Annotated in this window: 14 protein-coding genes and 1 pseudogene; 1 reads left to right on the top strand and 14 read right to left on the bottom strand. The window is 66.0% G+C overall.

Annotated elements, in window-relative coordinates:
- Nucleotide 1 precedes the first annotated feature (1 nt).
- The 14 genes and pseudogenes from KIT25_24610 to KIT25_24545 form a co-directional block, all read right to left on the bottom strand.
- A complete protein-coding gene (locus tag KIT25_24610) occupies nucleotides 2-1498 on the bottom strand; it encodes an ABC transporter substrate-binding protein (protein ID UYN95154.1) in 1497 nt (498 codons plus the stop codon).
- 32 nt (nucleotides 1499-1530) lie between these two features.
- The gene (locus KIT25_24605) at nucleotides 1531-2538 is read right to left on the bottom strand and encodes a P1 family peptidase (GenBank protein ID UYN95153.1); all 1008 of its coding nucleotides are present in this window, start codon (nucleotides 2536-2538) and stop codon (nucleotides 1531-1533) included.
- A gap of 7 nt (nucleotides 2539-2545) precedes the next feature.
- A pseudogene (locus tag KIT25_24600) lies at nucleotides 2546-3721 on the bottom strand (class I SAM-dependent rRNA methyltransferase).
- Nucleotides 3722-3742: 21 nt separating this feature from the next.
- Nucleotides 3743-5371 carry a gamma-glutamyltransferase gene (ggt, locus tag KIT25_24595; protein ID UYN95152.1) on the bottom strand — a complete coding sequence of 543 codons (1629 nt, stop codon included), beginning with the start codon at nucleotides 5369-5371 and terminating at the stop codon, nucleotides 3743-3745.
- Nucleotides 5368-6087, bottom strand: coding sequence for a methyltransferase domain-containing protein (locus KIT25_24590; GenBank protein UYN98053.1), 720 nt, complete (start codon nucleotides 6085-6087; stop codon nucleotides 5368-5370). Before KIT25_24590 ends, ggt begins: the two co-directional genes overlap by 4 nt.
- Before the next feature lie 85 nt (nucleotides 6088-6172).
- The gene (locus KIT25_24585) at nucleotides 6173-6571 is read right to left on the bottom strand and encodes a carboxymuconolactone decarboxylase family protein (GenBank protein UYN95151.1); all 399 of its coding nucleotides are present in this window, start codon (nucleotides 6569-6571) and stop codon (nucleotides 6173-6175) included.
- 18 nt (nucleotides 6572-6589) lie between these two features.
- On the bottom strand, nucleotides 6590-7315 hold the full coding sequence (gene phbB / locus KIT25_24580) for an acetoacetyl-CoA reductase (protein ID UYN95150.1): 726 nt from the start codon (nucleotides 7313-7315) through the stop codon (nucleotides 6590-6592).
- Between the two features lie 63 nt (nucleotides 7316-7378).
- Nucleotides 7379-8608 carry an MFS transporter gene (locus tag KIT25_24575; GenBank protein ID UYN95149.1) on the bottom strand — a complete coding sequence of 410 codons (1230 nt, stop codon included), beginning with the start codon at nucleotides 8606-8608 and terminating at the stop codon, nucleotides 7379-7381.
- A 150-nt stretch (nucleotides 8609-8758) separates the two neighbouring features.
- Nucleotides 8759-9181, bottom strand: a complete 423-nt coding sequence (locus KIT25_24570) for a VOC family protein (protein ID UYN95148.1) — start codon at nucleotides 9179-9181, stop codon at nucleotides 8759-8761.
- Between the two features lie 40 nt (nucleotides 9182-9221).
- On the bottom strand, nucleotides 9222-10403 hold the full coding sequence (locus KIT25_24565) for an acetyl-CoA C-acetyltransferase (protein ID UYN95147.1): 1182 nt from the start codon (nucleotides 10401-10403) through the stop codon (nucleotides 9222-9224).
- A gap of 34 nt (nucleotides 10404-10437) precedes the next feature.
- Entirely contained in the window at nucleotides 10438-11592 is a 1155-nt protein-coding gene (locus tag KIT25_24560; GenBank protein ID UYN95146.1) for an acyltransferase, read from the bottom strand.
- 274 nt (nucleotides 11593-11866) lie between these two features.
- The gene (locus tag KIT25_24555) at nucleotides 11867-12706 is read right to left on the bottom strand and encodes a LytTR family transcriptional regulator (GenBank protein ID UYN95145.1); all 840 of its coding nucleotides are present in this window, start codon (nucleotides 12704-12706) and stop codon (nucleotides 11867-11869) included.
- Entirely contained in the window at nucleotides 12706-13740 is a 1035-nt protein-coding gene (locus tag KIT25_24550; protein ID UYN98052.1) for an alpha/beta fold hydrolase, read from the bottom strand. Before KIT25_24550 ends, KIT25_24555 begins: the two co-directional genes overlap by 1 nt.
- Before the next feature lie 40 nt (nucleotides 13741-13780).
- Nucleotides 13781-14230: a hypothetical protein gene (locus KIT25_24545; GenBank protein ID UYN95144.1), complete on the bottom strand. Its 450-nt coding sequence runs from the start codon at nucleotides 14228-14230 to the stop codon at nucleotides 13781-13783.
- Between the two features lie 16 nt (nucleotides 14231-14246).
- Between KIT25_24545 and phaR the strand changes: the two genes are divergently transcribed.
- Complete coding sequence (phaR, locus tag KIT25_24540) at nucleotides 14247-14879, top strand: polyhydroxyalkanoate synthesis repressor PhaR (GenBank protein UYN95143.1); 633 nt, start codon at nucleotides 14247-14249, stop codon at nucleotides 14877-14879.
- Nucleotides 14880-14883 lie beyond the last annotated feature (4 nt).

The raw sequence follows: 14883 nt of genomic DNA, 5'->3' as shown, positions 1-14883 counted from the left end.
ACTACCTCCAGTACACGCCCGCGAGATTGGCCTGCGGCGAAGGCGAGTTCTCCCACATGCCGACGAGATCCTTCTTCCAAACGCCGATCTTGGCGAGCTGATAGAGAAACCCGTTGACGGCATCGCGCGCAATGATGCGCTGGCACTCCTTCAGGAGCTCGTCGCGCCTGGCGAAGTCGGTCGACGACAAGACTTCCCGCCACTTGGCTCGGAACTCCGCCGAATTGTAGTTCCAGTAGTAGTTCTCCCGCGCGTAGCGATCCAGGTCGTTGGCCTCGGTGTGGGCAACCACCGTCAAGTCGTAGTTCTTCTCCCGGAACACCTCGGCCAGCCACTGCGGCCATTGAAGCTGTGTAATCGCCACCTTGATGCCGATCTTGCCGAGCTGGCTCGCCAGCACTTCGCCTGCGCGCTGGGCGTATCCGACAGGCGGCAATTTCAGGCTCGCCTCGAACCCGTTGGGATGACCGGCCTCGGCGAGCAGCGCCTTGGCCTTTGCGATGTCGAACGGATACGTCCCGGTGAGATCGACATATGCCTTGTTGTGCGGCGGGAAGTGGCTGCCGATCGGCGTCCCAAACCCCGATTCGGCAGCGATCAACTCCTCGCGATTGAGAGCATGGGCCATCGCCTGGCGCACCTTAGGATTGTCGAACGGCTTCTTGCCGTTGTTGGTCGCCATGATGACTTCACCTTCGGTAGTGCCGACGACGACGGCGAAGCGGGCATCCCTCTTCAGCCGTTCGACCAACTCCGGCGCCTGGAATCCGGGGAATGTGTCGACATCGCCTGCCAAGAGAGAGCTCACCTGGGCCGACGGATCCTTGACCACCTTGAAGACCACGGTCTTGAGCTTGATGTCGCCGAGGTCGCGGTATCCCGGCCATCTCTCCAACGTGACAGAATCGCCTTCCTTGCGCTCCTTGAACACGAAGGGTCCGGTGCCGACCGGCTTCTTGTCGTTGGTCGCCATCGACTTGGGGTGCATGATCCCGGCGTCGCCGAGCGACAGCGCATAGAGCAGATAGGAATTGGGCGACTTCAGCGTGATCCTGACAGTCGCCTCGTCGACGGCCTCGACCGTTTCGATGTCGGTAAACAGCGACTTGGCCGGCACCGTGGAATCCTTGGCATAGAGTCGCTCCAACGAGGACTTGGCCACCGACGCATCGAATGCCTCACCATCGTGGAACCTCACGCCCCGCCGCAGCTTGAAGACGTATTCCTTTCCGTCCTCGGAGATCGACCAGCTCTCGGCCAGGTTCGGTTGAATGGCTCCGGTTCGATCGATTCGGCCGAGAGCCTCGTAGATACTGGGGCTGGTGATCTCGCGGATGGCGGCCGCGGCATTCTTGGTCGGATCGAGGACCGGCGGCTCCAGCGACATGCCGATCACCAAGCGATCCTTGGTTTGTGCCCATACATCGGGGCCGAAACCGAGTGTTGCCGTCGCTGCCGCCGCGGCTGCCACGAATTGACGGCGAGAAGGAGAATTCACGGATAGTCCTCCGGTGTTGCAGCGGCAGTCTATCAACGGCCGAACACGTCCCGCCAGCCGCGTGACGCCCCGAGCGTCGCGGCGTGATAGACGCCGCGCGCCACCGCCCGCGCCAGGCAATCCGCAGCCAGCGTGCCGAGTTCGCCCAAGGCCAGCGCATCGCTGCCAAGCTCGATCGCACCGGTCGCCACCGCGAACACGGTATCGCCGTCCTGCGGCGTGTGCACCGGTCGGATGGAGCGCGCCAAACCATCCTGGGCCATCATGGCCATGCGCTGGGCCGAGGCCTTGTCGAGCCCGGCATTGGTCGCGACGATGGCGATGGTGGTGTTGCCACGCGGATCGCCGTGGGTCAGATCGGCGCGATTGTGAGCGATCGGCAAGGCGATACCATGTCCGGGCGGAGGCAGACCGCCAAACTCACCGTCCTGCTCCAGCGCCCATGCCCAGAATTGCGGCATATCACCCATGGTGGCGTAGCCTCGTGCATTGACGGCGACCAGCGCGCCGACTTGGAGGCCTGTCGCCGGATCGACCGCCGACGCACTGCCCAAGCCGCCCTTCAGGTTGCCCGCGTTGGCGCCCATGCCGGCGCCCGTGTTGCCGAGCTCGAAGTCGAGCCCCGCCCGCTCCGCCGCCTGATAGGCGAGTTCGCGATAGGGCGGCCACTGCCAGTTCTTGTCGCCCCCGTTCAGCAGGTCGAAGAGGATCGCCGTCGGCACGATCGGCACCACCACATCGGCGATCGCCACGCCGCGTCCACGTTCCTTCAGCCAGCGCATCACGCCGTCGGCGGCGGAAAGACCGAACGCCGACCCTCCCGAGAGGCAAATCGCATCGACGCGATCGACGCGGCACGACGGATCGAGCAGATCGGTCTCGCGCGTTCCCGGTGCGCCGCCGCGCACGTCGACCGATGCGACCGACGGGCGATCGCACAGCAGGACGGTGACGCCCGAACGCAACTTCGTATCCGCGACGCTGCCGACGGCAAGGCCATCGACATCGGTGATAAGGTTGCGTGGACCCGGCCCGAGCATGCCGCGATCAATCGAGCTGCAGGGTGAGCGCCTTGAGATAGGCGGTCTCGGGCAGGCCGGGATGCACGGGATGATCGAGCGCGGCTCCAGAACTGCGCAGAATGCGGCCGTCGCGCTCGGCGTCACGCAAGCCGCGGCGAACCTGCTCGGCGAACAGCGAGGGATCGACCAGGTGCGAACACGAGGCAACGAAGAGGAATCCACCTGGCGTGACCAACGGCGCCGCCAGCCGCACCAGCTTGCGATAGCCCTGTGCGCCGACCTTCAAGTCCTTGCGGCTTTTCACGAAAGCAGGGGGATCGCAGATCACGACCTCGAACCGGCGGCCCGCAGCACCGAGTTCCTCGAGCGTCTCGAAAGCCTCGCTCTTTTCGAACCCGACCCTGTCCTCGACGCCGTTGAGCCGGGCCGCCTGACGGGCCGAGTCGAGAGCAGCCTGCGAGCGGTCGACACAGACCACCGACCGCGCGCCCTCCTTCGCCGCCAGTACGCCGAAGCCGCCGCTGTAGCTATAGACGTCGAGCACGCTCGCATCTCTGGAGAGATCCGCCATGAAGCGACGATTGTCCCGCTGGTCGTAGAACCAGCCGGTCTTCTGGCCGCCCGAGAGATCGGCGACGAAACGTGCGTCATTCTCGATCAGCTCGATGGGTTGATCGACCTCGCCCTTGGAGATGACAACCTCGCGCTTCAGTCCTTCCAACGCGCGTACGGGTGAATCGTTCTTCAGGACAATGACCTTGGGCGAGAGCTCTGCTTCGAGCGCCTCAAGAAGCACAGACGCAAGCCCATCCATGCCCGCGCTATTGACCTGGACCGCCAGCACGTCGCCGAACCGATCGACGATCAGGCCGGGCAGCCCGTCGGCCTCGGCATGGATCAGCCTGTAGTAGGGAACGCCGATCAGGCGGTCGCGCAAGGCCGCGGCCCGGGCCAGACGCCGGCCGAAGAACAAGGCATCGACAGCGACCTCGGCGTTCTGCGACAGCACACGCGCGGCGATCAGCGAATGCGGATTGAACGTCGCGAGCCCCAGCGCCTCTCCACCCGGCGCCCGCAGGACAACGAGCGACCCTGCCGGCAGCGCCCTGGTCTCGGCGTCCATCAGGATCTCGTTGGAGAAAGCCCAGGGATGACCGGCGCGCACGCGACGATCCTCGCCGGCACGCAGCAGGACACTGGGCAACTTTTTCTGGGCCAAGTCCTACTCTCCTTTGGCGACTCCGTCGCGCCTCGGGTCGGCTCCACCTTCCCATCCGCCCTCGATGCGACGGATGGCGGTCAGACCGCCCTCGTGGCGGCGCCCTTGTACTCGATGGCCCAGCGCGCGCAAGGCGTCCGTCCGGGCCGGCAGATCGCCGCGTTCTTCGAGCTCGGTTGGCCCATTGACATTCAGCACCCGCGGCAGATCGATCGCATCCTGGGCCGAAAGATTCCAATCGAGCATGCCGATCAGGGCATGCGCCACATCGCCGATGATGCGCGGCCCACCGGCCGAGCCGACGACTGCCACCAACCGTCGATCGTTGTCCAGGACGACGGTCGGCGCCATCGACGACCTCGGCCGCTTGCCGGGCTGGACCCGGTTGGCGACGACACGGCCCTCGATCTCGGGCCGCGCGGTGAAGTCGGTCAATTCATTGTTGAGGAAGAATCCCCCCACCATCATCTGCGCACCGAACGGCGCTTCGATGGTCGTGGTGAAGCTCACGGCGTTGCCTTGGCCGTCGACGATGCTGACATGGCTGGTGCCACGTTCGGGATATCCTGGCTCGACCGGCTGCCGTGCCATGCTCCTCTCGGGCGACATCAGCTTGCGCCGCTCGGCCAGGTAAGCCGGCGCCAGCAGCCCGCGCACCGGCACATCGACGAAGGCGGGATCGGCGAGATAGCGGGCCCGGTCGGCGAAGGCGAGACGGCTCGCCTCGGCAATCAGATGAAGGGCACGCACCGAATTGGGCGGATCGCGCGAGAGCTCGAAAGGTTCGATCAAGCCGAGTATCTGCAGGATCGCCACGCCACCTGACGACGGTGGCGACATGCTGCAAATCAGCCAGAACCGATAGGGGCCACACACCGGCTCTCGCTCAACGGGGCGATAGGCGGCGAGATCGGCCGGCGACAACGTGCCCGGCCGGACATGCCGGCGCACGCGCGCCACCATCGCCTCGGCGATCACCCCCTCGCGCAGCGCGAGCGATCCCCGAGTTGCGATGAGTTGCATCGTGTCGGCGAGCGCAGGATTGACGACGCGCCGCTTCGGCGTGCCGTCGTCGTTCAGATAGACCGACCGTGCCGCCGGGTCGTCGGCGACCGACTTGAAGATCGTCAGTGCCCGCGCCAGCCGTGGCGGCGTCTCGAAGCCGTCGCGCGCCAGTGAAATTGCCGCGGCGAACAGATCGGCCCACGGCAGTCTTCCACTCTCCCGGTGCGCCTGCTCCAGCATAGCCACCACGCCAGGCACGCCGACAGACATCCCCGAAAGGACGGCTTCGCGGAAGTCGAGGGGCTTGCCGCTCGCATCCAGGAACATGGTGCCGACGGCTCCGGCCGGTGCCGTTTCGCGGCCGTCATAGGCCCGGATTGCACGTTCGGTGGTGTCGTAGTGCAGCAGAAAACCCCCGCCACCGATACCAGACGCCTGGGGCTCGACGACGCCCAGCACCATTTGCACCGCCACCGCGGCGTCGACGGCCGTGCCGCCGCGTCGCAGAACGTCGAGGCCCGCCTCGACCGCCAAGGGATGAGCCGCAGCAACCATGACCTGGGGCGCGGCCTCGACCCGCCACGCACCCAACGCGAATGCAAACGCAAGAAGGACGCGGCGCTTCATGCGCGACGGGCGACGATGAACAACCGGCGGAAGGGAAAGAGCGTAATGCCGTCGGCACGCGTCGGATAGGCTTCGGCGACCAGGCGGGCATAAGTGGCAAAGAACTCGGACCGCTCCGGTTCGGTCAGGGCATCGAGGAACGGTCTCAGACCGGTGCCGGCGGTCCAGTGCGCGACGGGGTCCTCGCCAGTCAGCGGTTGCTGGTAGATCGTCTCCCAGACTTCCAGCTCCGAGCAGAGCGACTTCAGTACATCGTAGTAGCGTGCCGGTGCCGACACCGGCCCGATGCCGCGCACCTCGGCGAGCTTGGCCTTCCAGGGCCCGGCTTCCGCCGCGGTTCGCATCAGGGTGTGCGACGCCGCCTCGTGGTTGCGCGGCATCTGGATCGCGAGCTGTCCGCCAGACGGCAGCTTCTTCAGCAATCCCGGAAACAGATCGATGTGCCCTTCGAGCCAGTGATAGGCCGCATTGCTGTAGAGCACGGCTGGCGGCACCGTCGGTTCGAATCGTGCGAGATCGCCTTTGGCAAAGGTGACGCGCGCGTCGCTCGTCTGGGTGCGCGCCTTGGCCAGCATGTCGTCCGACGAATCGATGCCGATGATCGGGCTCTCCGGGAAACGCTCCGCCAGGATGCGTGCGACGTTACCCGCGCCGCACCCCAGATCGTATATCGCGTGACCAGGGCGCATGCCGTTTGCAGGATCGAGCCGTGCCATCAGGTCGAGGGCCGGTCGCGTCCGATGGTCGGCGAATTTCAGGTAAAGGCCGGCGTCCCAACTCGGCGATTTCGCGACGGCCAAATCACTTCTCCTCGAAGGCGGGATCGACCGGCACGCGGTAGGCCATGGCGATCTTGTTACCCTTCTGGGCTGCCAGCACGACGGCCATGAACTCCTGGAACATCCCTTCGTCCATGCCCTTCTGGCGGGCCATCGTGCCGTGCGAGGCGATGCAGTAGTCGCACTGGTTGGCGATGCTGACGGCGAGGTAGATCAGTTCCTTGGCGAGCGGATCTATCCTGCCCGGAGCGAAGGCCGCCTTCATCTCCGCGGCAAAGCGCTCCATGACGTCGGGGTGGCGGGCCAGCGCTTTCCACACGTTGTTGATGCCGGCAGGATCGATGCCGCGGCGGCCGGCGATCTCGTCGACCACCGCCTTCGCCTGCGGGCCCATGTCCTTGTATTCGATCAGCTTGGCCATGAGCCTCTCCCTGAGTACTCAGTACATGTGCTGGCCGCCATTGATGGACAAGGTCGACCCGGTGATGAAGCCCGCGTCGTCGGCGACCAGGAACAGCACGCCGCGTGCGATCTCGTCGGCCTTGCCGAGGCGCCCGACCGGGATCTTGGCGATGATCTTCTCCAGCACGTTGGCCGGCACGGCCGAGACCATGTCGGTGTCGGTGTAACCCGGCGCGATGGCATTGACCGTGACGCCCTTGGCGGCACCTTCCTGCGCCAGCGCCTTGGTGAAGCCGTGGATGCCCGACTTGGCGGCGGCGTAGTTGACCTGGCCATACTGACCGCCCTGGCCGTTGATCGAGCCGATATTGACGATGCGGCCGAACCCGCGGGTATTCATGCCGTCCCACACGGCCTTGCTGACGTTGAAGCAGGAGCCGAGATTCGTGTCGATCACGGCGTCCCACATGCTGCGGTCGAGACGGCGCATGGTGGCATCGCGCGTGATGCCGGCGTTGTTGACGACGATGTCGATCGGGCCGAGTTCCTTCTCGATCTGGGCGACCGCGGCCCTCACCGCGTCGAAGTCGCCGACATCGAATTTGTAGACCGGAATGCCCGTCTCCTCCTTGAAGGTCTTGGCGGCAACGTCGTTGCCGGCATAGTTCGCCGCGACATTGTAGCCGCGCAGCTTGAGCATCCTCGAGATGGCCGCGCCAATTCCACGCGTTCCACCCGTCACCAATGCGACACGTCCGGCCATCCGATCCTCCCTTGCCTGGTCGCCCACTCTAGCCGGATTCGCCAGAAGGGAGGAAACACCCGCTTAGTCACCTGCCATCTCGGGCTGTCGGGCGAGAGCGACGGCGCGCGACAGGAGGATGATGACCATCTGCAACGCAAAGCCGGCCACGGAGAGGTAGAGACAGGCCTCCGCTCCGAACATGCCCCCGACCAGCGCTCCCAGGCCGGCGCCCAGCGGCCGTGCCCCGTACGACATGATGTTGATGGCCGACACCCGCCCGAGCAGGCGCGGCGGCGTCACCGCCTGGCGTAGGGTCGTCGTACTGATGACCCAGAGAATCGGCCCGGCACCCAGCAGAAAGAAGCTGGCCGCCGCCAGAATTGGAGTCGGAAAGACGATCGTGAGGGCCATGACACCCGACGCGATGAAACCGGCAACCGGGCCCAATCCGACGACGGTACCGAAGGAAAGTCGCCGCATGATGCGCGTCGCGAGCAGGGCGCCGACGACCATGCCGCCGCCGTACATCGCCAAGGTCGTGCCGACCCCGGCCGCAGACAGGCCGAGATGGCGGACGGCATAGGGCACGAACACCGCGAACAGGACGAACGAAGCGGTGTTGAACACGAACTGGGTGATGAAGACGGGGCGCAACAGAGGGTGACGGAAGACGAATTCGGCGCCTTCCCGGATCTCCTGCAGTGGTCGCCGCCGCGTCACCTGCGGGCGCGACGGCTCGTGGATGCCGGCAAGCAGGAACGCCGCCAGAATCGACAGACCGGCGGCAATGCCGAAGGCCGGCCCGCCACCGGTCCAGCCCACCAGCAGACCGCCCAGCGCAGGCCCCGACGCGAAGGCCACCGTCCGCGCGAGTTCGATGCGTGCATTGGCCGCCGGGAGGGCGTGTGGCGCCACCAGGGACGGCACGAGAGACGGCGTGGCCACGCTGTAGGCCACCGTGCCGCAGACCGCGACAAAGCCCAACAGCGCCAGCAGCGGCACGGTGAGCAGGTCGAACCAGACCAGGGCCAGGATCGCGAACAGCGCCACCGCCCGCAGCACCTCCGCGCCGGCCATCAGCCGACGGCGCGACCAACGATCGGCCAACAGGCCCGCCGGAATGGCCAACAGGATGAAGGGCAGCGTCAGCGCGGTCTGCAGCAGACCGGTCTGGCCTTCGCCCGCCCCCAGCAGCAGCACCGCCACGATCGGAGCCGCCGCCAGGGCGATTTGCTCGGCCGACTGTGCGGCGAGATTGGACCACGCCAATCGGTTGAAGGTCGGCGGCAGCTCAACGTCGGTGGAAGACATCGGGACTCCTCGGTTCGCTTTGCGCGAACCTAGGGGGCTCCCCCGACCTGCCTCTATCCGTGGGCAGCCGCATATCGAGAAGAATTTTCCGCCGGGCGCGGATAGTCCGCTGCACCCGCCAAGGCTTCGCGAAGCAGTTGGCGGTTTGAGCTATGGGCGTCGCTCACCGAGATCGCTGAAGAAGCGGAGCAGATAGCCGTCGGGATCCGACATGACGAACTGCCGGTTTCCCACTTCGCTCTGGCCCTGGCGATACCATCGCTGCTCCAGCGGAACGACAACTTTCAAGGTGGCGCGCTCTACATTCGCGTAGAGGGCATCGACGTCGTTCACTTCGACTTGAAAGTTCACGCCGCGGCCGAAAGGATGCTCGAGGGGCGCGGTTCGGAAGCGTCTGCCGGGGCCCGCCGCTTCCTGCAGCATCAGGTGCGCATCGCCGCGAATGAGATAGGCGAAGCGCTCTTCCTGGCGGCTGAACTCGCATCTGAAGCCCAGCACGTCGACATAGATCGCAAGGGACCGGTCGAGGTCGGTGACATCGAGCTCAGGAACAAGGGAAGGCGCACATTGCATGGCACCTCCCCTTGCCAGAACAGAAGCGCTTCGTCGAACGCTAGTCGCGCTGCACGCACATGGCGATGCCCATGCCGCCGCCGATGCAGAGGGTGGCGAGGCCCTTCTTGGCGTCGCGCTTCTGCATCTCGTAGAGTAGCGTGGTGAGCACACGCGCGCCCGAGGCGCCGATCGGATGGCCGAGCGCGATCGCCCCGCCATTGACGTTGAGCTTCTGCGGATCGAGACCGAGCTGCTTGCCGACGGCGACGGCCTGCGCCGCGAAGGCTTCGTTGGCCTCGACGAGATCGAGGTCCTTGACCGTCCAGCCGGCCTTCTTCAACGCCTCCTGGGTGGCGGTGACGGGACCGATGCCCATGATCGACGGATCGACCCCGGTGGTCGCCCACGACACGATCCTGGCCAGCGGCTCGACGCCACGCTTCCTGGCCTCGTCGGCCGTCATCAGCACGAGCGCCGCCGCACCGTCATTGATGCCCGAGGCATTGCCCGCGGTGACCGAGCCGCCTTCCTTGGCGAAGGCCGGGCGCAGCTTGGCGAGCGCCTCGGCCGTGGTGCCGTGACGCGGGAACTCGTCGGTGTCGACCACGACATCGCCCTTGCGGGTCTTCACCGTGACCGGGACGATCTCGTCCTTGAAGCGGCCGCTCTTCTGGGCCGCCTCAGCCTTGTTCTGCGACGAGGCCGCGAAAGCGTCCTGCTCGACGCGCGTGATCTGGAACTTCTGCGCCACGTTCTCGGCGGTGTTGCCCATGTGATAGCCGTGGAAGGCATCCCACAGTCCGTCCTTGAGCATCGAATCGATCATCTTCATTTCGCCCATCTTCACGCCGTCGCGCAGATGGGCGACGTGGGGGGCCTGGCTCATGCTCTCCTGGCCGCCGACCACCATGATGGAGGCGTCGCCGTTGCGGATCGCCTGCCAGCCGAAGGCGACGGCGCGCAGGCCGGAGCCGCAGAGCTGGTTGATGCCGAGCGCAGTCTTCTCGACCGGGATGCCCGAATTGATTGCCGCCTGACGCGCCGGGTTCTGGCCCTGACCGGCGCTCAGGATCTGGCCCATGATGACTTCGTCGACTTCCTCGGGTTTGACTTTGGCGCGCTCGAGCGCGCCCTTGATCGCGACCTTGCCGAGGTCATGCGCCGGCACGCCGCCGAGTGCGCCGTTGAACGAGCCGATGGGTGTGCGTGCCGCGCTCGCGATCACGATGTCCGATGCCATGCTGTCCTCCTTGCGGGCCGCCCCAGGGGCGATCTTATAGGGCGGCCACCCGGACCGGCAAAGGGCCGGCTTTCATTCCGAACAGCGGCCGGATGGGGGCGAAGGGTCGCACCAATGCAAGATAGACCGCCAGGCTGCCAAGGAAGGTCGCCGCCACGGCGAGGGCGAAGCCTGCGACCGATGGGATCTGCCATTTCAGCAACCAGTAGACGGCAATCACCGTCACCGTCTGGTGGATCATGTAGAAGGGATAGACCGCCTCGGTCGCCTCGCCCAGGAGCCGCGGCCGCCGCGTCAGGTGCCGATGGGCGAACCCCGTGATCGCGAACAGACACGCCATCGTGTTCATGCCCGACAGCAAGGCATAGAGCGGGCGTTCGGCGGACGGTATTGCCGGAACGACGGTACCGGCGAAGTACATTGCATACAGGGCCCCGTAGCTCGCGACGCCGACGGCGAGCGACAGCCAGCGCTGGCGTGCGACGGCGGACTGCATCTCATGCGTCCCGAACAGGAACGCGCCATAGGCCAGCAGCGTGCCGTAATAGAAAAGCCCGTGCCAATCGCCGACCAGGCCGTTGGGATTGCGCGACAGCGGGACCAGCCACAGGATCGATGCGGCGAGCGGCAGGGCCATCAGCCAATGCAGGCCGGTCCGGCCCGCCAGCCGCGCCACGGCGCTCTGGACCCGGCGCCCGGATTGGCTCCGCGCCCACAGGAAATAGGGCAGCAGCACGAACGTCAGCACCAGCACATAGGCAATGAACCAGAGATGGTGCCAACTCACGTTGCCGGCGGGATAGGCGCCGCCGGCGAAGGCCTGCGGCAGCCAGTCGAGGAACGAGCCGTTGAACTGGCCGCGAAACAGTCGCTCGGCATAAATCTGGGGCGGCACCAGCACGATCATGCCGAAGACCAGCGGCAGCAACAGCCGACGCAAGCGATCGAGCGCGAACACACCGGCCGTCCGATGCCCAAGGGCCAGCACCACCGCCCCTCCCGACACGAGGAAGAGGAGCGGCATGCGCCAGCGGTTGACGAACCGCATGCCCTCGCGCAGCCAGGCGATCGGCTCGGCACTGGTGAGATGCCAATGCCAGCCCGACCAGGCCATGCCGGAGTGGTAGAGAATGAGCAGCCCGAAGGCGAGAACGCGCAGCCAGTCGAGATCGGGGCGGCGGATGGTCATGTCGGAACCTCGTGTCGTGGTCCCGGCGTCCTACCCGCCGAACCGTTGATTCCGCCCCCGATTGTGACGACCGGCGAGCCAGATGGGACGATCGGCGATCAGTCGGGGACAAGCGGCCCGCAGCGCTCGTCCTCAATGCGTCCACACCCGCGTGGACGGCACGGATGCCGTTGCCATCGACATCCGAGGCGATTCGTCCACGAGTCTGCGCAGTCCACCCGAGTCCATGGTGTCCACTCATCCACCGGCCGAAGTGGCCCCGTTTCCCGGTCCCTTATGTCCGAACGGGCGCCAAGGCCTCGAACCTCCGGCGGTAGCGACGACTGAGATTGACCTCGGCGCCATCCTGCATGCGGATGCGCCAATCTCCGCTCACCCATGGCGTCACTTCGGCGACCCGGGCGATGTTCACCACATGAGATTTGTGGACTCTGACGAAACGCCGGGGATCCAGTTCGCTTTCCAGTCGGGCCAGCGAGGAGCGGATTTCGAAGGTCTCGCCGCCGACATGCAGGATGGCGTAGTTGCCGGCCGCCTCGATCCAGTCGATGTCGGCCACCTCGACCATCACCTCGTTGCCGCCGCGCTTGCGGACGGCAAATCGTTCGGGTCGCGACGCGTCCGCCGCGACCACCGCGGCGGGCGGCTCGGGCTCCGATCTGCGCAGGAAATGGCGCAACGCGATCACCGCGCCGCTCAACATGCCGTAGTTGACGACGTCCTTGGAGAATTCATAGGCGAAGCGATCGAAAGTGAGCGGAAAGACATAGTTCTCGCCCATCAGCCCGGCGAACCAGAGGAAACGCAAGGCCGCCATGCCGAGCGTGTGGGCGATGCTGAAGGGAATGAGCGCTGCGACGTGGATCGCGAGATGGCCCGGTTGTCCGCCGCCGATCGGCCAGCGCCGGTGCAGCCAGTAGATCGCCGGCAGCAGGGCGGCGACGACGAGATGGCTCGACGCCTCGATGATCGCAGCCCGACCGAAGCCGATGGCATTGCCGCGGCTCGCCTCGTTGTTCACTTCGACATAGGCATGAGCCAACACCGACACCGTGAGCAGCACGGCCCAGATCGCGAACAGACGCCCATCGACGCGACGTTCCCCGGCCAACATCACAGCTTCCCGAGCCAGCCGATCAACGGCGTCCAGCAGAGTTCGCGCGCGCGGCCGCTCACCACCATGCCGATATGGCCGAGCGGCAGATCGATCCGAGTCACGTTCTTCAGGCCGCGATTCGGATCGGCCAGCGCCGCCGCCGACAGGGGCGGCACGATGCGATCGCCCGACGGGATCATCACCAGGGCGGGCTTGGCGATCTTCGCGGGCACCACGCGCTTGCCGCCGACCACCCACTTGGCCGTCCCCGGCAGGTTGTCGCCGTACCAGTCGACCAGGCATTCACGGGCGACGGGACCGGCGAGCGGCGGTCCGCCATTCAGCCAATCCTCGAGCAGCACGAAGTCGCGCGCAGACTCACCATCCGGATCCATGGCGAGAAACCGGCCGAACTTCTTCACCGAGAGCCAGGGATCGAGCGACCAAAACAGCGTCTGCAGGACGTCGACCGGCAATTCGCCGACCTGATCCGCCATCCGCGCGAGCAAGGGTCCGGCCGACAGGAGAAAGGCATGGCCGGTGCGGTCGGCGCTGAAGTCCCACGGTGCGGCCAGCAAGGCGAGCCCGGCGACCCGCCGCGGCTGGCGCGCCGCAAGCGCGACGGCAAGCGTGCCGCCCATGCAATAGCCTGCGACGGCGGGCGCGCGGCGCGCGCGCCTGGCGACGAAGGCAAGCGCGCGTTCAAGCCGCGCGACATAGGCCGTGAGGTCGAAGCGTCGCTCCTCCGCGGTCGGCGCGCCCCAATCGACGAGATACGGCCGCAGACCTTCCGCCGCCATGGCCCGCAGCAGGCTTTTGTCGGCGGTGAGATCCAGCACCTCCCAGCGGTTGATCAGCGAGGGCACGACCAGCACGGCGCGGACGCGCCGCGACCGCGCGGCGCGATGCGTGGCGCCATAGTCGAGGATGCGCGTGTTGCCTTCGCTCCATACGGTCGGCGGCTCCGACAGCGAACGGTGCGCCGGGTGGCGGCGATAGGCCAGCACGCCTTCGGCCAGACGATCCATGCGTCGGGCAATCTCGCGATGCAGGGCGGCGGTAAAGCGCTCGGCGTCGGCCGGAGCGACCTGCTCAAGAACCGCGAAGCTTGGATTCGAGTTCGGCGATCCGCGCTTCCAGAGCCGCCACGCGTTTTCGCAGCTCGCCCAAGTCATCAGTGCCGTGCCCAGATGCAGCGGCAGCGGGCGAGGTCCCAGGCGGTGATGAGGCTGCATGGGTTGCTCCTTGGGCGGCTTGTATCACCGATGCCATTTGGGCATTCGCGCTGGCGAAGAGCCGGACGATCTGCTCGGTCAGCGCTTGATCCGACGCCAGCCCGGAGAGCTGGGTCTGCCATAGATCGAGATAGCGCCGCGCCAGCCGATCGACGTCGGACGCGTCGTCGTTTTCCGAAGCCATGGCGTCACTATAGCGGGTGTTTGCGAAAGGCGTGTTCGCAGCCGCAAAGCCCGCCTTGTCGCACTGCGGCACAGGCGCTAAGGTGATTTGTCGAAGTAAACGCCCGTTCACGTTCGAGACCATCAGGAGTGAGAGCGTAATGGCCGATCAGGCAGTCTCCGACGGCGGCCCCAAGCCCGCGCCGGTGGTCATCAAGAAATACGCAAACCGGCGGCTCTACAACACCGCGACCTCCGCCTACGTCACGCTCGAGCACCTGTCGCAGATGGTGAAGGACAAGACGGATTTCGTCGTCTACGACGCCAAGACCGGCGAGGACATCACCCGCCCGGTTTTGACCCAGATCATCTTCGAGGAAGAGAGCAAGGGCGGCCAAACGCTGCTGCCGATCCCGTTCCTGCGCCAGCTCATCTCGTTCTACGGCGACAGCCTTCAGGGCGTCGTTCCGCAATATCTCGAGATGTCGATGGCGCAGTTCGCGCGCAACCAGGAGCAGATGCGGCACTACCTGCAGAATGCCTTCGGCTTCAACCCGTTCCAGCAATTCGAGGCGATGGGCAAGCAGAACATGGCGATGTTCGAGCAGGCCATGCGCATGTTCAATCCGTTCGGCGCCAACCAGGGTGCACCGCCGGCGCCATCCAACGGACAGGACGCACACAAGTCGGAAAGCGCCCCGGCCACGCCCGCCAACGATGCGGCGATCGACGATCTCAAGCGCAAGCTCGACGAGCTGCAGAACCAGCTCGCCTCGCTCAGCAAGAAATCCTGATCCG

The organism is Enhydrobacter sp. (assembly GCA_025808875.1).
GTDB lineage: Bacteria > Pseudomonadota > Alphaproteobacteria > Reyranellales > Reyranellaceae > Reyranella.
Note: the sequence above shows the minus strand (reverse complement) of the source record. Positions and strands in the feature narration are given on the sequence as shown.